This is a genomic window from Variibacter gotjawalensis, from assembly GCF_002355335.1.
In the GTDB taxonomy this organism is placed as follows: domain Bacteria; phylum Pseudomonadota; class Alphaproteobacteria; order Rhizobiales; family Xanthobacteraceae; genus Variibacter; species Variibacter gotjawalensis.
Map to the genome: position 1 here is coordinate 2,758,081 of NZ_AP014946.1, position 18,648 is coordinate 2,776,728.

The following is an 18,648-nucleotide window of genomic DNA, read 5'->3' on the forward strand; positions in this document are numbered from 1 at the left end:
AAGGAGAACAAGAAAATGTCCGTCCAGCCCGTCGTTCCCGAAGCCCCGTCAGCGCGCTCGCCGTATTTCAGCGAAGAGCACGAGATGTTGCGCGCGCAGGTGCGTCGCTTCGTCGAGACGGAGGTCAAGCCGCACGGGGAGAAGTGGGAAAAGGACGGGTTCGTGCCGCGCGATGTGCTGCGGCGCATGGGCGAACTCGGCTTCTTTGGCATTCGCTATCCGGCCGAATACGGTGGCAGCGAGATGGACGAACTCGCAACCGTCGTGCTGTCGGAGGAGCTGGGCCGCTCGACCTTCGGCGGCTTCGCGATCACCGCGCTGGTTCACACCGACATGGCCTCTGTCCACATCGCCAACGCCGGCACGCCGGCGCAGAAGGCGGCGCATATGGAAGACATCGTCGCGGGCCGCAAGATCTGCGCCGTTGCGGTGACCGAGCCGGACGCCGGCTCCGACGTGAAAGGCATTCGCACGACCGCGCGGCGCGACGGCGATCATTTCGTGCTCAACGGCGCGAAGATGTTCATCACCAACGGCGTCCACGCCGACCTTTACTGCGTCGCCGCGAAAACCGCGCCGGATGCGCGGCCGTCGCAGTCCGTTACGATGTTCCTCGTCGAGAAGGGCACGCCCGGTTTCACCGTATCGCGCGCGCTCGACAAACATGGTTGGCGCTGCTCGGACACGGCGGAGCTGTCGTTCCAGGACTGTCGCGTCCCGGCCGAAAACATCCTCGGCCAAGAGGGCCGAGGCTTCTATGCGATCATGAGCAACTTCCAGAACGAGCGGCTCACCATCGGCGCGATGGCGATGGGCGAGTCCCAAGCCGCCCTCGATCTCACACTCGACTACGTCACCACGCGCAAGGCGTTCGGCGCGCCGCTATTCGACAAGCAGGCGATCCGTCAGCGCCTCGCGATGTTGTCCTCCAAAGTCGAGGCCGGGCGTCAGCTCGTCTATCACGCGGGCTGGCTCGCCGCGCAGAAAGTCGATTGCGTACGCGAAGTTTCAATGGTGAAGGCTTATTGCGGCGAGCTCGTCAACGAAGTCATGTATTCGTGTCTGCAGTTTCACGGCGGCATGGGCTACATGCGCGAAAGCGCGATCGAGCGCATGACGCGCGACGCCCGCGTTCAGGCGATCGGCGGCGGTGCGACCGAAGTTATGCTTGAGGAAGTCGCCAAGCGTTTGGCGCGTTAGTCGTAAGGCGTGCCGTCTTTGTGGACGAAGCGGCCGTCTGCATTGGCGCTCTTCATGTCGATGTCCGAGCACGTGGTCATGTCGTCCCAGTCGCGCGAACCGATTTCGAGATAAACCGCGACGGACGACGACCGGTTGATCATGTGATGGCCATTGCCGGTGTTCTTCGGAAACGTCGCGCAATCGCCGGTACGCAGGATCGTGTCGCCGTTGTCCTCCACCAGCACCAATTCACCTTCGAGAATGTAGACGAGCTCGTCCTCGTGGCTATGCCAGTGCCGCTGGCTCGACCAGCCGCCGGGCGGCAGCGTCATGAAGTTCACGCCGAAATCCTGCAGCCTGCCCGCATCGCCGAGGCGCCGCCGTGTGCGGCCGGCGCACGGCTCATCGAACGGCTTGGGGTAGGGGCAACCGGTGACGACCGGAATCGTACTGATGTCGATCTTCGGCATGGGAGTGTCCTTCGCGAGAAGGCTACTCTGCCAACAATTCCATCAGTACGTCCACGTGGCTTCTCTCGATCTCCTTCGCGGCCGTCAGCAATGTCGCCGTTTGCCGTTGATCAGCATGCGCAGTTCACCGAGCTTTTCCCCCTGTAGCGCAAGCTGAGCGCGATAGCGGTTGCGAAACTCCGGAAACTGTTCGAGATCGCGGTGATACCACTTACGGAGTTCGTTCGAGGGCGCGATCTCCTTGGCCCACACAGCGAGTTTCATCGCGTCTTTGCTGATACCGCGCGGCCACAGGCGATCAACCAAGATACGCAGACCATCGTCCTTGTGCGGCGGATCGTAAGCGCGCTTCGCAAGGAGCTTGCCGCGCGCCATCACACGGCCGGCCGGAATGTTCGCGCCGAGCGGTAGGTCAGATAAGCGAATACTGCGAGCACGGCAATTTGCGCGATCGCAAAGGGCGGTTCCGATTGTGTCGGCGCCAATGCGCGCAGCGCGGTGACCTTCTGGAAAAGCTGCACGACGAAAACGAAGACGTTGAAGTAAAACGCCAGGACGATGGCCGCCGCATAGATGCCGCGCCAACCGCCGCGGAGGTGAAACACGTAACGCGCGATCAACGCGAGTGCGATGACGCCAAGCGTGATGATGCCGGTGTAGTGGGACGGCAAAAGTTTATCGAACGGAAAGCCGAAGCCAGTGAGGCAGGTGAGGATCGACGTTATGAGAAAGACGCCGGTCCACAACGGCGGCATCTGGGATGCGAGCAGACGGCGCAAGACAGGAAATCCGGCGACGAGCGCGACAAGGCTGAGGATCGTGTGAAACCACGTGAAGGGCGTGAAATCGAGGCTCATGGCTGCGCACCCTTGTTATTCTGACGGTGCGTCAGCCTAGCATGGTACCGGCCGAGTCGTTAGCTGCGCAGGCCGAGCGCCGTCATGACTTCTCCGATTTCGCGGTTGTCCTTCGCCATAAAGGCCGCGAAGCCATCGCCATCGGCCCACACGGGTGTGAACCCGCGCGCCGCCATGAAATCTTGAAAATCCTTGTGCTCGTAGACGCGCTTGAGCGCCTCGCGATATTTCGTAACAGCCTCGGCCGGCATGCCTTTCGGCCCGACCATTCCGCGCCACAGCGCCATCGTCCAATCGGAGCCGGCAGCTTCCTTCAGCGTCGGCACATCCGGAATTGCCGGATTGCGCTTCTCCGACATAACAGCAAGGCTGCGCACACGCCCAGCCGAGACGAGCGCCGTTGCTTCCGGGATCGAGGAGGGGACGATGTCGAGCCCGCCGGCCGCGAGATCGAGCAAGGCGGCTGCCGCGCCTGTCGCGGGCACCCACGGCACCGTCTTCGGGTCGATGTTGAACGAACGCAGCATGCCGGCAAGCGCAAGGTGCCAGCCGCCGCCGACGCCGGTTCCGGAAGCTTTGAGCTTGCCCGGATTGGCGCGGATCGCCTCGATCAACTCCGGAACCGATTTATACGGCGCATTGGCGCGGATCTGAATCCCGGCCGGGTCGGCGTTCATCAATGCGAGCGGCACGTAGGATTGATGATTGACCTCGGTCAATTTCATCCAGTGCATCATATTGATCTCGATCGTGATCATGCCGAACGTGTAGCCGTCGGCCGGCGCGGTCGCGAGCGCGGTGTGCCCGATCACGCCGTTGCCGCCGATGCGGTTGACGACATTCACCGGCACCTTGAAATCGGCCTCGAGCAATTGCGCGATCTTGCGCGCGACTTGGTCGGTGCCGCCGCCTGCGGCCCACGGCACGATCAGCGTGATCGGGCGATCCGGAAACGCGGCATGCGCGGGAAGCGAAACCAGAGACGCGACGGCAAACAGCAAGGCAACGCAAAGCGCGCGCAGCGAACGGGTCATTGTTTCCTCCGTGCCGGCTTGTGCTGCCGGCTTGGAACGCAGCGTAGGCAGATTTCGCCGCGACACTCAACGTGGCGCATCAGCCATGCGACGCCCCTCTGGCCAAGCGCGGCCGATCTTGCATAATGCGGCTCCCGCCTTTCGAACCATCGGAAACATCGATGAATTTCAGCGAACTCCCGTTCGATGCCGAAACCATGCTGCAAGGCCTGCGCGCGTGGGTCGAGTGCGAAAGCCCGACATGGGATGCGGCTGCGGTCGATCGCATGCTTGATCTCGCGGCACGCGAATGTGCGCTCGCTGGCGCGACCGTCGAGCGGATCGCTGGCCGCATGGGCTTCGGTGGCTGCGTTCGCCTGCGCTTCCCGCACAAGGATTTCGGCAAACCCGGCATTCTCGTCGCCGGTCACATGGACACTGTGCATCCGGTCGGCACGCTCGCGAAGCTCCCGTTTCGCCGCGACGGCAAGCTTTGCTATGGCCCCGGCATTTTCGACATGAAGGGCGGCAACTATCTCGCGCTCGAGGCCGTGCGCCAGCTCGCACGCGCCGGCATCGAGACGCCGCTTCCGGTGACGTTCCTCTTCACGCCGGACGAAGAGGTTGGCACACCGTCGACACGCGATCTCATCGAGGCCGAAGCCGCGCGCAACAAATACGTTCTCGTGCCTGAGCCCGGTGATCCGAATAACGGCGTCACGACCGGCCGCTACGCGATCGCGCGTTTTAATCTGGAAGCCGTCGGTCGTCCGAGCCATGCGGGTTCGACGCTGTCGCGCGGACGTTCCGCCATCCGTGCGATGGCGAAGAAGACGCTCGAAATCGACGCCATGACGGACGCGGATTGCACGTTCTCGGTCGGCATTTTCCACGGTGGTCAATGGGTCAACTGCGTCGCGACGCATTGCTACGGTGAAGCGCTGTCGATGGCCAAGCGTCAGCACGATCTCGACCGCGGCGTCGAGCGCATGCTCGCGCTTAACGGTGAAGAGGACGACGTGAAATTCATCGTGACGCGCGGCGTGACGCGTCCGGTTTGGGAGCCGGACACGAACACGATGAAAATGCATGCGCTGGCGGCCGGTCTCGCCAAGCAACTCGGCAAGGATTTGCCGCATGGCAGCCGCGGCGGCGGCTCCGATGGAAACTTCACTGGCGCTATGGGCATCCCGACGCTCGATGGTCTCGGAGTGCGTGGTGCCAACGCGCACACGCTCGAAGAATACATCGAGGTGGAAAGCCTCGCGGATCGCGGCAAGCTCTTCGCCGGCCTTCTGGCCGAGCTGAAGTAGGAGAGTTCGATGAAGGTCTTCATCGTCGGCGCGACCGGCTACATCGGTGGTTCGATTGCGGCGAAACTGATTGATCGCGGCGACAGTGTGATCGGCCTGACGCGCAACGCGGCCGGCGCAGAGAAGCTGAAAGAACGCGGTATTGAGTCCGTGATCGGGTCGTTCAACGACACGGCCGTGCTGGTTGCGGCCGCGAAACGCGCCGACTCGGTGATCAACGCGGCTAACTCCGACGATCCGTATTCGGTCGACGCGATCCTTCCGGTCCTCTACGGCACCGGCAAAGCGTTCCTGCACACGTCCGGCTCCAGCATCATCGGTGATCGCGCGGCGGGCGAGCCGAGCGAGCTGTCGTACAACGAGGACTCCGTGTTCGAGCCGCTGCCGGAACGCGCCGGCCGTCTCGCGATCGAGCGCCAGGTCGTCGCGGCTGCGCACAAAGGCGTGCGCTCTGTCGTTATCCGCCCGACGTTGATTTACGGGCTTGGCCACGGTGCACATCGCGATAGCGTGCAGGTGCCGAAGATGATCGCGCTCGCGCGTGAGTTCGGCGTGCCGCGTCATGTTGGGCGCGGCCTCAACGTGTGGGGCAACGTGCACATCGACGATGTCGTCGCGGCTTATCTGCTCGCACTCGACAAAGCACCGGCTGGAACTGTGTTCTTCCTCGAGAACGGCGAATGCTCGATGCGCTCGCTCGCGGAGTCCATCGGCCGCGTAATGGGGAAAGGACCGCCGACCGAATGGCCGATCGCCGAAGCTTATGCGGCGTGGGGAGCGGGGGCCTATACGACGTTCGGTTCGAACAGCCGCGTCAGTGCCGCGAAGGCGCGCGGCATGCTCGGCTGGAGGCCAAAGGGGGCGACGCTGTTCGACGAGATCGAAAACGGCTGTTACCGCTCGGACATCCTCGCCAACAGCTGATCGGGCGGTGTTAACCAAGTATTAAGCATAAGCTGGCGGGCCATCGCCGCATCGGAGATCATGCGCCCGGGTCATTGGGGCGTAGAGGTCAGGATCATGCTGGACGAGTCATTCGCGATCGCGATGTCGCTCGCCATCGGGTTTGCGGTCGCGGGGTTTATCGCAACCGGCTACCAAGCATACACGGAGCGACCGCTGTCGTTCCGCCTGATGACAGAAGCCGAGACCGGCGAAGCGCTCGCAGCAGTGCCGCTGCTCGTCTTCGCGGCGCCGTTCATCATCATGCGCAATGCGATCCGCCGTCTGCGTGCGCAGCCGAGCCTTTCGCTCATTCTCGTCAGCTTCGGGATCGCCGGTTTCTGGAGCCTGATGTCCGGCACTGTCGTCGCGTCCAGCTGGCTCGGCGTCATGCGTCTGTTCGTCTAGCCTCCCGTTCGCAGCCGTGGCAGAAGGCCGGTAGGCCGACAAAACGATCGGCGCGACGAGGATACCGATGCCAGTTTACGAACTCGACGGCCAAGCGCCGGAACTTCCGGCCGACGGCGACTACTTCATTGCCGACACTGCGGTCATCATCGGCCGCGTCCGCCTGAAAAAAGGCGCGAGCGTTTGGTTCGGCAGCGTGCTGCGCGGCGATAACGAGTGGATCGAAGTTGGCGAGGGCGCCAACATTCAGGAAGGCTGCACGCTGCATACCGACATGGGTTTCCCGATGACCATCGGCAAGAATGCCACCATCGGCCACAACGTCATCCTTCACGGCTGCACGATCGCCGACAACGCGCTGATCGGCATGGGGGCGATCGTACTCAACGGCGCGAAGATCGCCACAAACTCTATCGTCGGCGCTGGCGCGATGGTGACCGAGGGCAAAGAATTTCCGGAGAACTCGCTGATCGTCGGCGCGCCGGCGAAAGCAGTGCGTACGCTCGAAGAGAAGCACGTGAAGATGATCCAGAGCGGCGCGGCCTTCTACGTGAAGAAGTCGGCGATGTTCAAAGGCAAGCTCAAGCGGATCGGCTAGAGCATTCTCAAGTGAAGTGGACACCGGTTCACGTCAAGAAAATGCGACCAAATGGGATTGAGTGCCCTGAAAAAGGGTGCGGCCGGCTTTGGGGGAAGCCGGCCGCGACGGCCTAGTCGGGGGGACGTTGGGGGCAGGGACAGGACCAGGCCGAATTCTGTCTCTTCGAAACTGTTACGGCGTTCGCCGTTAGTTGGACGTCGCGGTGAGAGGCGCCGGACGCGGGTCGCCGAGCGAGACCCACACGTTGGCATTGGTTTGCGACTGGCGCTTGACGAACTGGTACGGGGTTTCCGACCAGAGCAGAACGTCAGCTTCCTGATTGTCGAGAACGAAGTCGCCGCGGTCGGTGCGCACCATAAGCACGGCATGGCCGTCGCCCTTCTGGTCGCGAACCACGGTGATCAGCAGCGACGAACGCGGCCAGCCTGCCGTCATCAGCAACTTGCGCTTGAGCAGGACGTAATCCTCGCAGTCGCCGTAGCCATCGGTCGGGTACGACCATTTTTCGAGTACGCCGTGATGCTCCTGGTCGGTCAGCGGCTTGACCTGCTTGTTGACCAGCGTGTTGATGCGGACGAGTTCTTTCCACGACTTCGTGTTGAGCGTGGCGTTGAGCGGCAGCGTCGAAACGTCGGCGCACTCACCCTTGTTCTCGGCGCAGAATTCGATCCAGCCGATCGGCGCTTTGGCGTGTGCGCCGGTGCTGATGAAACGCTCCGGCTCGCTTTGCGCGAACGCGGTCGAGAGGGAGATGATCCCCAAAGCAAGAGCGCATATCGCGCTCTTCATCCCCTGTTTGACGGTCTTCATTTTTGTGACCCCAGCCTTATCCCTGGGTCACGTTTTGACACAAATAATTTGCGGTCCGGTCAAATTGGACCGTGCAATCCTTTGCAATTGCAGAAGGATTTGGAAACCAATCGTTTTAGCGACTGGCTAAGGCTGTTGCGGAGGGAGACGAGCCGCGCCGGCAACCAGCGCGCGAAATCTAGGGCGTGATGTTGTCCATCAGCGAATCCGGGTGCTGCAATCGTGTGAATTCGATTGCGATGCCGTCATCGCGGTGGCGTACGACGCGCGACTGGATCTTGCCGAGCGTGATGAGCGAGCCGATAGGCGGCCGCGCCGTGGTGCCGATGGCGGCACCTGAAAACGAAACGTCAATGATATCGCAACGAACCCGCAAGCCGTTCGGCATGACGATTTCGCTTTGGCTCTTGCCCGGAGCCTGCCGGTCGTGACGGCGATCTTCGGGTGAATCCAACAAATGGCGGTTGGCGAGCCAGGTCAGCTGAGCGGCAAGTTTGTCGCGTTTGCGCGACGTGGCCTGGATCGTCATGGCAAAGCCGGTCGGCTGGATGCGCATGATCGAGCCTTCGACGCGGCCGACATGATCGATGTAAGCGACGACGCGCTCACCGGCGCGACCCGCGACCGGGCAAACCAGCGCCATGCCGCCTGGCGACATATCGACCACCTGGCAGGGATATTCCTGCCGGTTGGCGAGCATGTAGCGGCCGAGCAAATTGACCCGTACGCGCGCAAAGCGACGCCTTTCCTCGGGCGAGGGCGTTGCGCTGACCGTGTTGGTCCCGATTGTCATCGATAAGGAGCTCGCTAAACGCGTCGATTCGGACGTGTTTACGATAACGACTCGGGGGTTAATGGGAGTTTAAAAGGGAACCCGAAGTGTTGGACGTCTCAATCGAATTTCGCGCCTACGAACGTCCGCCGTCGTACACGGCCAAGCCGTGCTTCACACGGTCCGGCGGCTGGATGCTCGGGGCCACCTGAAGCCGAGGCGGCATCACGACGTGGCCGATGTAACGGTAGTCGCCGAGCGCGAGACTGCGCACCGGCTGAACGCCCAGCCAATGCGGGACGACGAGCGGCGCCATCGATCCGATCAGACGCAAATGAGTCTTGCCGCCGTGCTTTAGCGGCAGGAGCAGAAGTTCTAGATCAACATCCGGATAGCCGTCAGTTGACGCCGTGACGGCAGCGACGACGCCGATCGAGTCGTCGACAGCAGTCGTGATGAGTTTGTCGAGAGCTGCGCGGTCGGCGGGTCGCCAGAGCGAGACGAGCGACGTGTCCTTGAGCTCGTGCCCGAAAAGGGCGCATAGCCGGGTACCGGCCAGGCGGAATTGATGGCCGCCCTTGGGCTCGAACGATAAAATAAAACTATCGGCGAGCGCCCCGCGTATCTGTGCCGGGTCCACGTCGGCCCGTTCGGGCACCGCGCGTTGATCGCGGAGCTCGTTCCAGTGCCGGAAAATGATCTGGCTGGAGCTGTGCTTCATCCAGTAAAAGCCTATGTCGGATCGTATTCGTCCCACCGCGGGACAAACTTGCGCTTCCCCACCTGACAGAGCACACGGCGTGCCGACTGTTATTTCGCTGTCACAAGAAGGATTTTCGCGAATGAAAGCCCCTTTTTGGCTCGCCTCCTTAGCGATTGGCGGTGTGCTCGCGACAACTTCGGCGCAAGCATCAGACGCCATCTCAACTGCTCCGGGAAATTTTCGCCTGGTAATGGAAAACCACAAGGTTCGCGTGCTGGAAGCGACCCTGAAGCCGAAGGACAAAGTCGGCACGCACGAGCAGGGGGAGCACATGTTTTATGTGCTCACGGATGGCACACTTGTGATCGAGGCGGCTGGACGTACCGGCTACGAGATGGCCTTCAAGGCCGGCGAGTCGTTTTGGCTGCCGGCGCAGACCCGCGCGCTGCAGAACGACGGCGATAAGCCGATCAAGGCGCTGATCGTCGAGGTAAAGGGCGGCGGCAGCCGCGCTACGCCGGTCCCCACGGCCGGCGGCAAGACGTCGAAGAGCCGTTCCGGCCGCGTCGTCTTCCAGCAACGCAAGCGGCGCTGATCACGACGGCGTTTTCCATCGAACCTTTTCTCCGTCCGAGCGACTTATCTCACAAGAGATCACGCTCAGAACTGGAGAGAACCATGAATTTGCGATTGAAATCGGCGCTGGCCATAGGCGCGCTCGCCCTTTCGGCTGCTTTGATGCCCACGGGCCAAGCGCAAGCCGGCGAAGCCAAGTGGTGTGCGGAGAGTGGTGGACGCTCGGCTTACACCAACTGCGGCTACTACACGTTCAACCAGTGCCTCGCGGCCGTGAGCGGCGTCGGTGGCAGCTGCCGCTTGAACCCGCGCTATTTCGCAGCGAATGACGACGAGTATCGTCCGCGCCGCTACTATCGCTAACCCGATTGACCCGGCCAATGACGCAGTCATTGACCGGCGATTGGTCGACGATTGGCCGGCACACCGGCCGATCGGACGCGTAACGCAAGCGGTGCCGGCGGTGAGCTCGGGTGAGCTTCTGCACATGCACAACCTTGAGAGAGCGACCCTGCTTCCACGGCAGCCGGCCCGCTTGCGATAACGCCACGATTTGACGCTGAAGCGATTTTCGCTCACACCGCGCCTCGGAATAACACGCGGCATCGGCCGCGGTGACGTGAGGCCTTCTTGCAGCGATCGCGCGAGCCGATCTTCAACATCCCCGCCGTTGTGCTTCTCACCATCGCCGCGATGGTGCTCGTGCACGTCGTTCGGCAGTATGGACTGACCTCACAGCAGGACCGGACCTTCCTGCTCGAGTTCGCCTTCTTCCCCGCGCGTTACGATCCGTCAGTGCTCAAAGAAGTCGGCGGTATCTGGCCAGGCGGCGTCGGCGCGCAGGTCTGGTCTTTCGTCACCTATGCATTCATCCACGGCGACTGGACGCATCTCGGTCTCAACGCGATCTGGTTCCTCGCCTTCGGCAGCGCAGTCGCACGCCGCTTCGGAGCTATTCGATTCATCGCCTTCTTCACCGTGACGGCAGCCGCGGGCGCAGCGCTGCATCTTGCGACCAATGCCGGAGATTTCTGGCCGATGGTCGGCGCGTCGGCTTCGGTGTCCGGTTGCATGGCCGCGGCAGTGCGATTCGTTTTCCAAGCCGGTGGGCCGCTCGCGATGATGCGGGCGGCGAACGACAACGACTACCGGATGCCGGCGAAGCGTCTGCTCGAAGTGCTGCGCGAGCCGCGCGTGCTGATGTTCCTTGCCGTGTGGTTCGGCCTCAATCTCATCTTCGGCATCTCGTCATTCTCGATGGTCGGCGAGGGACAAAGCATTGCGTGGCAGGCACACATCGGCGGCTTCCTCGCCGGTTTGCTGTTGTTCTCGCTGTTCGATCCTGTGCCGCGCCGCAACATAATCCAAGCCAAAGAGCACTAAGTGCCGCAGGCGTAGCGTCTTGCGGCAATCGCGATCTCGGCGGATGATGACGCACGGCCGCTTTTGGCCGTCGCGCGCCGGAAGCCCGGTGGGCTATCGCGGTTTACTCCGGCGTGCAGCGCAATGGAGGATATGCCCGATGACGGTAAAAGCTATTTTGGCGACCAAAGGTTCGAAGGTTGCAACGATTGAGCCTTCGGCAACATTGGCCGAGGCCGCCAAACTCTTAAGTGAACTGCGCATCGGCGCGATCATCGTGACGAGTGTCGGCGATCGCGTCGCCGGTCTTCTCTCCGAACGCGACATCGTGCGCACACTCGCAGCCGAAGGAGCGAGCGCGCTCGACAAACGCGTCGATCAGACGATGACGCGCAAGGTCGTGACCTGCGGCGAGAACGATACGCTCAACATGATCATGGAGCGGATGACGGCAGGCCGCTTCCGCCACATGCCGGTGGTCGAGTCGGAACGGCTCATCGGCGTGATCTCGATCGGCGACGTCGTGAAGATGCGTCTCGAAGAGATGGAGAACGAGCACAACGCGATGCGCGAGTACATCGCTACGGCGTAGCGTTCTGCTCCCACAAGGCACAGCCGTCCGCGTGACTGCGGGGTCGGACGTTGTATGCTTACAGCATGGGACTTCTGATCTTCAGCACCAACGTCACCTTGGACGGCTGTGTCGACCACCAAGTCGGAATCGCCGACGACGAGACACACGCATTCTTCACCCGCCTCATGAACGAGAGCGGGGCGATGCTGTGGGGCCGCGTCACTTACGAGATGATGGAGAGCTACTGGCCGGCGGTCGCCCGCGGCGAGGGTGAGGCACCGCCGCGGCTGCGCGAATGGGCGGTCAAGCTGGATGCCAAGCCGAAATATGTGGTGTCGTCGCAGCGGAGCGACTTTCCGTGGAACAACAGCCACCACATCGCCGGTGATCTGCGAACGGGCGTGCAGAAGCTTAAAGACGCTACTCCCGCAGGAGTGCTGCTCGGCAGCGTCACGCTCGCGGCTGAACTCGATCGGCTGGGTTTGATCGACGAATACAAGTTCCTCGTTCACCCGAGGATCGCGGGCCACGGCCCGACACTGTACGAGAGCGGCTTGCCGAGCACGCGAAAGCTGGAATTGGTTTCGGCAAAGCCACTCAGCAACGGCGTCATTGCCGTGCACTATCGACGCTCAACGGTGAAAAGCGGAAGTCAGGATTAGCCTGGCTTTCTGCGAACTCGCCTGTGCTGCCCAGCGTCTACCTTGATTATGGACGGTCGTGTGATCGGAAAGACCTCAGAAACATGCTCGGCGAACATCTCGCAAAAGGCCGTGGCATATCGTGGCAGCGGACGGCGCTTATCCCAAAAGATGACGAGCGGTTGGCGTAGCGGTTTGCTCTGATGAGTAATGCCGACAATTCGCACCTTGTATCGATGCGTTCGCAAGGCAGATGGAATAACCGCCACGCCTTGGCCGGCTTCCGCCATAGCCAGCAAAGTGTGAGGTGCTCGGCTCTCGAACATAATGTTCGGCTGCAAGCTGGCGAGCCGACAGGCCGCATCGAAAAGCCGCCGAATAACGAATGCAGGATCCTCTAAGAGTAACGGATAGGGTGCCAAGCGCTTAATGTCGATCGCGTCACTCTTGGCAATGGGCATCGAAGGATGGCAGGCGGCGAGGAGTTCAACCGGTTCCAGCGGATGGCTTGCGAAACGCCGATCGCCCGGCTGTACGGCGTGAGCCATATGCTGACCAAGGTGAACCTCACCACGTTCGAGCATCGCAAGCGTGTCGGCTCCAATTGCCTCGATCAACTTGACCTGAACGTCGGGGTACCGCTTGGCGTAGCGCGGCAGAAAATTTGAGAATGCGCTCTCGATCATTTGCGGTGAGCCCGCCACCTTCAAAACGCCAGTGTGCCCCCGGCGAAGCAGCTGCGCTCGCTCGTTTACGGCGCTGGCGTAATTCAATAAGCCGCGACAATCGTTGAGGAGTTGCTCGCCTTCGCCGGTCAACAATAGGCGGCGTCCAACGCGGTCGAAAAGTTTGAAACCAAGCTCTTGCTCGAGGTCGCCGATTTGCCGGGATAGCGCAGGTTGGGCAACGCGAAGGTGCACGGCTGCCTTGGAGACAGTCCCGAGTTCAGCCACGGTGACGAATGTGCGCACACGTCGGAAGTCCATGACTTTGTTTATGCCGAAACGGCATAGTTGAACAGAGCATCTATGTATTGGACGTGCGCCGACAGCTGTCCCACAAATGTCCCGCGTGAAAAGCAACGCGGCGCCGGCCTGTAAATTGCGGGGACGACATGAAGCATCGTTGGATGATCTTGCCGTTCGTTCTAGGCCTGGCAACTTTCGACGCGAACGCTCAACCGTGGCCGGCGAAACCCATAAAGGCGATCGTTCCAGTCGCGGCCGGGAGCCTTTTAGACATCGTTCCGCGGATCGTGTTCGAGCAGCTCGCAACGCAGCTCGGTCAAAGCATTGTCGTTGAAAACCGTCCTGGGGCAGGGGCGACGATCGGGACCACACTTGTCGCTAAGTCAGATCCCGATGGTTACACCATTCTGGTGACCTCATCCGCGCACGCTATCGCGCCTTCGCTCTATCCCAACTTGAGCTACGATCCATCGCGGGATTTCGCGGCTGTCGCGCCGCTCGGCACTACGCCGTTCGTCTTGGTGGTGCCCCCCGACCGTGGGTTCAAAACGGCCCGCGATTTTGTCGCCGCAGCCCATGCGAGGCCGGGCTCGTTCAACTTCGCTTCGATCGGCGCCGGGACTGGTTCGCATCTCAGCGCGGAGCGGTTCCGGCTCAGCGCCAAAGTGCAGGCCGTGCATATCCCGTTCAAGGGCGGTCCTGAAGCGATGACCGAGGTGGTCACGGGACGGGTCGACTTTTACTTCGTGGCTATCGGGGCTGCTCTTCCTCAGATCCGAGACGGCAAGCTCACTGCGCTTGCCGTGAACAGCTTCAGGCGTTCCGAAGCGCTTGCCGAGGTGCCGACCACTGAGGAATCCGGCTTCAAGAGCGCCGAGTATCCAACATGGTTTGGACTTTTCGTGCCGCTCAAGACGCCGAGCGAGATCGTCGAAAAGCTCCACCGCGAGACGATGAGGGCTTTGCAGGAGCCCAAAGTGCGGGACAAGCTGGCTGCCCTGGGCTTCGATCCGATGGTGATGACGCCGAAAGAATTTGATGAACTCGTCGCAAGGGACATCTCCGTCAATGCAGAATTGGTCAAGGCAATCGGACTGAAACCGCAATGAGCAGCAAGCCTACTCGAAACGAGAGAGCCGCCCAATGACGCCGTCACCAAATCTCCGTGGCGTTGACTTTTGGAACAGCACGATGGGTCACGCCTGGGTTTCGCAGCAGGCCATCATCAGTGACGTCTTCGCCTCCGTCACTCGCGTCAGTTTAGATGCCGCCGCATTGAAGACGGGCGAGCGTGCGATCGATATCGGATGCGGCACTGGCGATACGCTTTTCGAAATTGCAAAAACCGTTGGGCCATCAGGCGCTGTGTTGGGCGTTGATGTCTCGGTGCCGATGCTCGACCTTGCAAGGCATCGCGCCGCAGAGGCGAAACTTACAAACACATCGTGCGCCCTGGCCGATGCGACGAGTTACGCTTTCGAACCGCGGTGGGCTGACCTCGTCTATTCGCGGTTCGGCGTGATGTTTTTCGAAGACCCTATCAAAGCGTTCACGAATATCCGCAGCAGCATGAAGCCAAGCGGGAGACTCGTGTTCGTCTGTTTTCGCAGCATGCAGGAGTCTCCGTGGTTTCGTGTGCCGATCGAGGCCGCGCGGCCGCATGTGCCGCCGCAGCCGCCGGCGGATCCGACAGCGCCGGGCATGTTTTCGTTTGCGCGCGAAGATCGCTTACGCGGCATCCTCTCCGAGTCCGGCTTCCGCGACATTGTGCTTCAAGCCACCGATGTGCCAATCCACGGCAAAGACATTGATCAAAGCATGGCGTTCATCACGCAAGCAGGGCCGCTTCCGGCGCTTCTCGATAAGGCCTCAGGCGAGCAACGAGCGCGTGCCATCGAGGCAGTGCGCAGCGCGCTCGCCGAAAAGATCGGCGCGGACGGCAACGGCCTGCATGTCGGCTTGTGGCTTGTCTCGGCGGCAACCTCTTAGGCAAATCAAGCGTCACCCGTCGCCGCAGTGCTTGGGGTTAGCTTGACAGCGCGGCGAGCGCTTCTTCGATCGGCGCGAGCGCGCGCTCGGCGGCTTCCGCACCGGCATCGATCGCCGCGGCGGCGCTTTGAAAATCCAGCAATCCGACGTTGGCGAGACGCGGGTTGATCGAGACATCCGGCGGATCGCCCGCAAGCCGCGCCCGCGTGATGCGGTCCTGCATGATGTTGAACGCTTCCAGCATCACGGCCGAAAATCCCGGACGCTGCGCGGTGCCGATCGCCTGGCGCTTCGCGACATCCTCCGGCGAGCGCGGCACGCCGTGACGGCTGCGCAGCTTCACCATCCAGTCTTCGTCGGTGTCTGCCGGATTGAAGTTCGAGATCGTCGTGCCGCGTCCGAACAGATCGCTGTTGAGATTGACCGCAACGACGAGGCGTGCGCCGAGCGCGCGTGCGGCGGATACCGGAACCGGATTGACGAGCGCGCCGTCGACCAACCAGCGCTGTCCGATCAACACCGGCATGAAGATGCCGGGCAGCGCGTAAGAAGCGCGCAGATTGTCGACCAGCGGTCCGCGCGTCAGCCAGATCTCGTGACCGGTGCCGACCTCGGTTGCGATCGCCGCGAAACGGACCGGAAGATCTTCGCTCGCCAGATCGCCGATCTGTGTGGTGATGCGCTGCGCGAGCCGATCGCCGCGCAGCAATCCGGAACTGAAAAACGCAAAATCGAGATAGCCGAAAACCGTGCGGCGCGTGAGGCCGCGCGCCCATTCCTCGAAGGCGTCGAGATGTCCGGCCGCATACATTGCGCCGACGACGGCGCCGATCGAAGTGCCCGTGATGACGTCGGGCACAAAACCTTTCGCCATCAGTGTGCGGATGACGCCGATATGCGCGAAGCCGCGCGCGGCGCCGCCACCGAGCGCCAACGCGATGGTCGGCCGCAGAGGTGCACGCGCACTTTCGTCGGTCGGGACAACCGAGTCCGGTGTCTCGCCAACCTCGGTCGTCTTGTTGTTGTTCTTGCCGAGAAAGAAATCGAACACGCGAGAACTGCTCCTAGCGCGGACGCTTCAGCGAGAACACCTCGTTGACGACCGCGTAGTCATGATACCCGCAGCGCGCTAACGGCTGCATGGCTGCCGTATCAACAAGTCCGTTTTTGATGAAGCTGTCGTTAATGTGCACGCCGACCACCTGTCCGAGCACCAGATAGGTGTCGAGTTGCTTGCCGTCTTTGTCGGTAAGCTGAACGGTTTGCAAATAAACGCATTCGAGCGCGCACGGGCTCGCCGCGACGCGCGGTGGCTTGATGAGATTGCAGGCGGCGGGCTCAATGCCGGCCGTTTCCATTTCGGAAACCCCGCGCGGCATCGTCGCGGCCGTCGCGTTCATCAGATCGCGCAGCGGGTATGTTGAGAGATTGCAGACGAACTCCTTCGTTTCCTCGGCGAATTCGAGCGAGTCCTTGCGGCCTTCGCTGGAGAAGCCGACGATCGGCGGGAACGACGCAAAGCCGTTGAAGAACGAGTAGGGCGCGAGATTGATCGCGCCGCTCTTGCCCATCGTCGTGACCCAGCCGATCGGTCGCGGTGCGATGATCGCCTTGAACGGATCGTGCGGCAGGCCGTGGTTGCGCTTCAGCGGTTCGTAAAACATCTCAAGCCTTGAAGTGAGTGACGATGTCGGCAAGCGCCGGGCGCGGACGATCTTCCGGCGGACGCGCGGCGGTGCCGATATGCACGAAGCCCGCGATGCGTTCGCCCGGCTTCAGGCCGAAGCGCTTGAGCACCTCTTCGTCGTAGCCGTACCACTCCGTGATCCAATTCGCCGCGAAGCCGAGCGCATGCGCAGCGGTGACGAGGTTCATCGTCGCGGCACCGGCCGAGAGCACTTGCTCCCACTCTGGGATCTTCACGTGCGGAGCGGCGGCGCTCACCACCGCGATGACCAGCGGCGCGCGTGAGAATCGCGTGCGCTCGATTTCGAGCCGTGCGTCGTCCGCGTCCTCGTTCTTCGACTTGAAGACATCGCGCACGATCGTGCCGGCCGCATCGCGCGCCGCGCCATCGATGATGATGAAGCGCCAAGGCGTCAGTTTGCCGTGGTCCGGCACTCTGGAGGCAATCGTCAGCAGCGTCTCAATCTGCTCCGGTGTCGGGGCAGGGGCGACCAGCTCGGCGGGCTTCACCGAACGGCGTTTTTGTAGGAGTTCCAAAGCGGTGGTCATAAGGATCCTTGGCTGGGTGATCGCCGGTAGCACGGGGCATCCGGCCTGACAAATAGGGTCTGGTCCCCGGAAAGTGCAGGTCCGGCCGAAGCGGAGGGTTGGCCGGAAGGCTTGAATTCGCCGTGATTTCAGACGATGGAATCCGGATGAAGAACAAGACGGGGATGGTCGCCCCGGCCGCAGCCCTGATTTTGCTCGCACTCAGCCCCTCGGCAGAGGCGCAATCGCTGCGTTCGTTATTCTCCTCCGGCGCGTCCGCGCAGGAGCCGTCAGCCGATCCACGCCCGCCGGGCGAAATCCCGGGCGTCACGCCTCCGGCACCGGCAGCACCGCCTGCCGCGGCACCGAGTGCGCCGCCGCTGCCCCCGCCGGGCGCGCCGCAAGCACCGCCGCCCGCTGCCGCAATTCCGGCAGCTCCGCCGCCGCCGCAGCAACAACAGGCAGCGCCGTCCGTCATCCCGCCGCAGCTCGGCGGCATTCAAGTCGCCGCGCGCTTCGGGCGCGACGGTGGCCCGATCGGTGGCGGCCTGCAGTGGCGCGTCTATCCGGATAAGCCGGACGCGACCGGTCAATTCCGCATGCTGCGCGAGGACAAGGGCGCCAACCCGAATTTCACGCTGCCGCCCGGCGGCTACATCGTCCATGTTGCGATCGGGCTCGCGAGTGCTGCGAAGCGCGTGCAGGTGCAGACCAACACGGTGCGCGAAGTGTTCGAATTGTCGGTCGGTGGCCTGCAGGTGCAGGGCAAGGTCGGCGAGAGCAAGATCGCGAGCGGCGTGACCTTCGATCTCTTCAAAGGCAGTCAGTTCGACGGCAACTCGCAGCGCGCCATTGCGTCCGATATCGCGGCCGGCGAGCTGCTCGTTCTGCCGGAGGGTGAGTACTACATCGTCTCCAACTACGGCGACGGCAACGCCGTGCTCCGCGCCGACGTGCGCGTGCAAGCCGGCAAGCTGACCGAAGCGTCCGTGCAGCATCGCGCCGCCGCCGTGACGCTGAAGCTCGTCTCGGAGGCGGGCGGCGAAGCGCTCGCCAACACGGCGTGGTCGGTGCTGACGCCCGGCGGCGACGTGATCAAGGAATCGATCGGCGCGTTCCCGCGCGTCGTGCTGGCGGAAGGCGATTACGTCGCGATCGCGCGCGCCGAGGGCAAGGTCTACAATCGCGAATTCAAGGTCCAAGCCGGCTCGGACCAGGAAATCGAAATGGTTGCCCGCTGACGCGCGCGCTGC

The 18,648-nt window shown here is 62.3% G+C and carries 24 protein-coding genes; 13 read left to right on the forward strand and 11 right to left on the reverse strand.

The window, feature by feature from the left end:
* Window positions 1-15: 15 nt before the first annotated feature.
* Window positions 16-1,200, forward strand: a complete 1,185-nt coding sequence (locus tag GJW30_RS13375) for an acyl-CoA dehydrogenase family protein (protein WP_096356105.1) — start codon at window positions 16-18, stop codon at window positions 1,198-1,200.
* Here the strand turns inward: GJW30_RS13375 and GJW30_RS13380 are convergent.
* The 4 genes from GJW30_RS13380 to GJW30_RS13395 form a co-directional block, all read right to left on the reverse strand.
* On the reverse strand, window positions 1,197-1,652 hold the full coding sequence (locus tag GJW30_RS13380) for a cupin domain-containing protein (protein WP_096356107.1): 456 nt from the start codon (window positions 1,650-1,652) through the stop codon (window positions 1,197-1,199). The two genes, GJW30_RS13375 and GJW30_RS13380, sit on opposite strands and share 4 nt — an antisense overlap.
* Before the next feature lie 84 nt (window positions 1,653-1,736).
* Entirely contained in the window at window positions 1,737-2,027 is a 291-nt protein-coding gene (locus GJW30_RS13385; RefSeq protein WP_197703731.1) for a DUF488 domain-containing protein, read from the reverse strand.
* Window positions 2,027-2,509 (reverse strand): hypothetical protein, encoded by a 483-nt coding sequence (locus tag GJW30_RS13390; RefSeq protein ID WP_096356110.1) that lies wholly within the window; start codon window positions 2,507-2,509, stop codon window positions 2,027-2,029. Before GJW30_RS13390 ends, GJW30_RS13385 begins: the two co-directional genes overlap by 1 nt.
* Window positions 2,510-2,568: 59 nt before the next feature.
* A complete protein-coding gene (locus GJW30_RS13395; RefSeq protein WP_096358822.1) occupies window positions 2,569-3,543 on the reverse strand; it encodes a Bug family tripartite tricarboxylate transporter substrate binding protein in 975 nt (324 codons plus the stop codon).
* Window positions 3,544-3,704: 161 nt separating this feature from the next.
* Between GJW30_RS13395 and GJW30_RS13400 the strand changes: the two genes are divergently transcribed.
* From GJW30_RS13400 to GJW30_RS13415, 4 genes are all read left to right on the forward strand, one after another.
* Window positions 3,705-4,835 carry a M20/M25/M40 family metallo-hydrolase gene (locus GJW30_RS13400; protein ID WP_096356112.1) on the forward strand — a complete coding sequence of 377 codons (1,131 nt, stop codon included), beginning with the start codon at window positions 3,705-3,707 and terminating at the stop codon, window positions 4,833-4,835.
* A gap of 9 nt (window positions 4,836-4,844) precedes the next feature.
* Window positions 4,845-5,759, forward strand: coding sequence for an NAD-dependent epimerase/dehydratase family protein (locus tag GJW30_RS13405; protein ID WP_096356114.1), 915 nt, complete (start codon window positions 4,845-4,847; stop codon window positions 5,757-5,759).
* Window positions 5,760-5,855: 96 nt separating this feature from the next.
* Window positions 5,856-6,185 carry a DUF6949 family protein gene (locus GJW30_RS13410; protein ID WP_096356116.1) on the forward strand — a complete coding sequence of 110 codons (330 nt, stop codon included), beginning with the start codon at window positions 5,856-5,858 and terminating at the stop codon, window positions 6,183-6,185.
* 67 nt (window positions 6,186-6,252) lie between these two features.
* A complete protein-coding gene (locus tag GJW30_RS13415; protein WP_096356118.1) occupies window positions 6,253-6,783 on the forward strand; it encodes a gamma carbonic anhydrase family protein in 531 nt (176 codons plus the stop codon).
* 189 nt (window positions 6,784-6,972) lie between these two features.
* Here GJW30_RS13415 and GJW30_RS13420 read toward each other — a convergent pair whose 3' ends face one another.
* From GJW30_RS13420 to GJW30_RS13430, 3 genes are all read right to left on the reverse strand, one after another.
* On the reverse strand, window positions 6,973-7,596 hold the full coding sequence (locus tag GJW30_RS13420; RefSeq protein WP_096356120.1) for a transglutaminase-like cysteine peptidase: 624 nt from the start codon (window positions 7,594-7,596) through the stop codon (window positions 6,973-6,975).
* Window positions 7,597-7,774: 178 nt separating this feature from the next.
* Window positions 7,775-8,389 carry a PilZ domain-containing protein gene (locus GJW30_RS13425; RefSeq protein WP_096356122.1) on the reverse strand — a complete coding sequence of 205 codons (615 nt, stop codon included), beginning with the start codon at window positions 8,387-8,389 and terminating at the stop codon, window positions 7,775-7,777.
* Between the two features lie 115 nt (window positions 8,390-8,504).
* Entirely contained in the window at window positions 8,505-9,290 is a 786-nt protein-coding gene (locus tag GJW30_RS13430) for a PAS domain-containing protein (protein ID WP_157746756.1), read from the reverse strand.
* A gap of 31 nt (window positions 9,291-9,321) precedes the next feature.
* Here GJW30_RS13430 and GJW30_RS13435 point away from each other — a divergent pair, with 31 nt between their 5' ends.
* From GJW30_RS13435 to GJW30_RS13455, 5 genes are all read left to right on the forward strand, one after another.
* Window positions 9,322-9,666, forward strand: a complete 345-nt coding sequence (locus tag GJW30_RS13435; RefSeq protein ID WP_165391573.1) for a cupin domain-containing protein — start codon at window positions 9,322-9,324, stop codon at window positions 9,664-9,666.
* Between the two features lie 83 nt (window positions 9,667-9,749).
* Window positions 9,750-10,010 (forward strand): DUF3551 domain-containing protein, encoded by a 261-nt coding sequence (locus GJW30_RS13440; protein ID WP_096356128.1) that lies wholly within the window; start codon window positions 9,750-9,752, stop codon window positions 10,008-10,010.
* A 267-nt stretch (window positions 10,011-10,277) separates the two neighbouring features.
* Window positions 10,278-11,030, forward strand: coding sequence for a rhomboid family intramembrane serine protease (locus GJW30_RS13445; RefSeq protein ID WP_245408509.1), 753 nt, complete (start codon window positions 10,278-10,280; stop codon window positions 11,028-11,030).
* Between the two features lie 139 nt (window positions 11,031-11,169).
* Window positions 11,170-11,601: a CBS domain-containing protein gene (locus GJW30_RS13450; RefSeq protein WP_096358824.1), complete on the forward strand. Its 432-nt coding sequence runs from the start codon at window positions 11,170-11,172 to the stop codon at window positions 11,599-11,601.
* A 65-nt stretch (window positions 11,602-11,666) separates the two neighbouring features.
* Entirely contained in the window at window positions 11,667-12,245 is a 579-nt protein-coding gene (locus tag GJW30_RS13455) for a dihydrofolate reductase family protein (protein WP_096356130.1), read from the forward strand.
* On the opposite strand, the gene GJW30_RS13460 is transcribed toward GJW30_RS13455, so the two are convergent.
* Window positions 12,242-13,195 (reverse strand): LysR family transcriptional regulator, encoded by a 954-nt coding sequence (locus GJW30_RS13460; RefSeq protein WP_245408510.1) that lies wholly within the window; start codon window positions 13,193-13,195, stop codon window positions 12,242-12,244. The two genes, GJW30_RS13455 and GJW30_RS13460, sit on opposite strands and share 4 nt — an antisense overlap.
* A 143-nt stretch (window positions 13,196-13,338) precedes the next feature.
* Here GJW30_RS13460 and GJW30_RS13465 point away from each other — a divergent pair, with 143 nt between their 5' ends.
* Together GJW30_RS13465 and GJW30_RS13470 are read left to right on the forward strand one after the other, a co-directional pair.
* Window positions 13,339-14,301, forward strand: a complete 963-nt coding sequence (locus tag GJW30_RS13465; protein ID WP_096356134.1) for a Bug family tripartite tricarboxylate transporter substrate binding protein — start codon at window positions 13,339-13,341, stop codon at window positions 14,299-14,301.
* Between the two features lie 34 nt (window positions 14,302-14,335).
* Complete coding sequence (locus GJW30_RS13470) at window positions 14,336-15,181, forward strand: class I SAM-dependent methyltransferase (protein WP_096356136.1); 846 nt, start codon at window positions 14,336-14,338, stop codon at window positions 15,179-15,181.
* Window positions 15,182-15,218: 37 nt separating this feature from the next.
* Here GJW30_RS13470 and GJW30_RS13475 read toward each other — a convergent pair whose 3' ends face one another.
* Genes GJW30_RS13475 through GJW30_RS13485 form a run of 3 tightly spaced genes read right to left on the reverse strand, consistent with a single transcriptional unit; the run spans window position 15,219 to window position 17,416 of the window.
* The gene (locus GJW30_RS13475) at window positions 15,219-16,232 is read right to left on the reverse strand and encodes a patatin-like phospholipase family protein (protein WP_096356138.1); all 1,014 of its coding nucleotides are present in this window, start codon (window positions 16,230-16,232) and stop codon (window positions 15,219-15,221) included.
* Window positions 16,233-16,245: 13 nt separating this feature from the next.
* Window positions 16,246-16,845 carry a flavin reductase family protein gene (locus GJW30_RS13480; protein WP_096356140.1) on the reverse strand — a complete coding sequence of 200 codons (600 nt, stop codon included), beginning with the start codon at window positions 16,843-16,845 and terminating at the stop codon, window positions 16,246-16,248.
* 1 nt (window position 16,846) lies between these two features.
* The gene (locus tag GJW30_RS13485; RefSeq protein ID WP_096356142.1) at window positions 16,847-17,416 is read right to left on the reverse strand and encodes a nitroreductase family protein; all 570 of its coding nucleotides are present in this window, start codon (window positions 17,414-17,416) and stop codon (window positions 16,847-16,849) included.
* A 146-nt stretch (window positions 17,417-17,562) separates the two neighbouring features.
* On the opposite strand from GJW30_RS13485, the gene GJW30_RS13490 reads away from it, so the two are divergent.
* Window positions 17,563-18,636, forward strand: a complete 1,074-nt coding sequence (locus tag GJW30_RS13490; RefSeq protein WP_096356144.1) for a hypothetical protein — start codon at window positions 17,563-17,565, stop codon at window positions 18,634-18,636.
* Window positions 18,637-18,648: the final 12 nt, after the last annotated feature.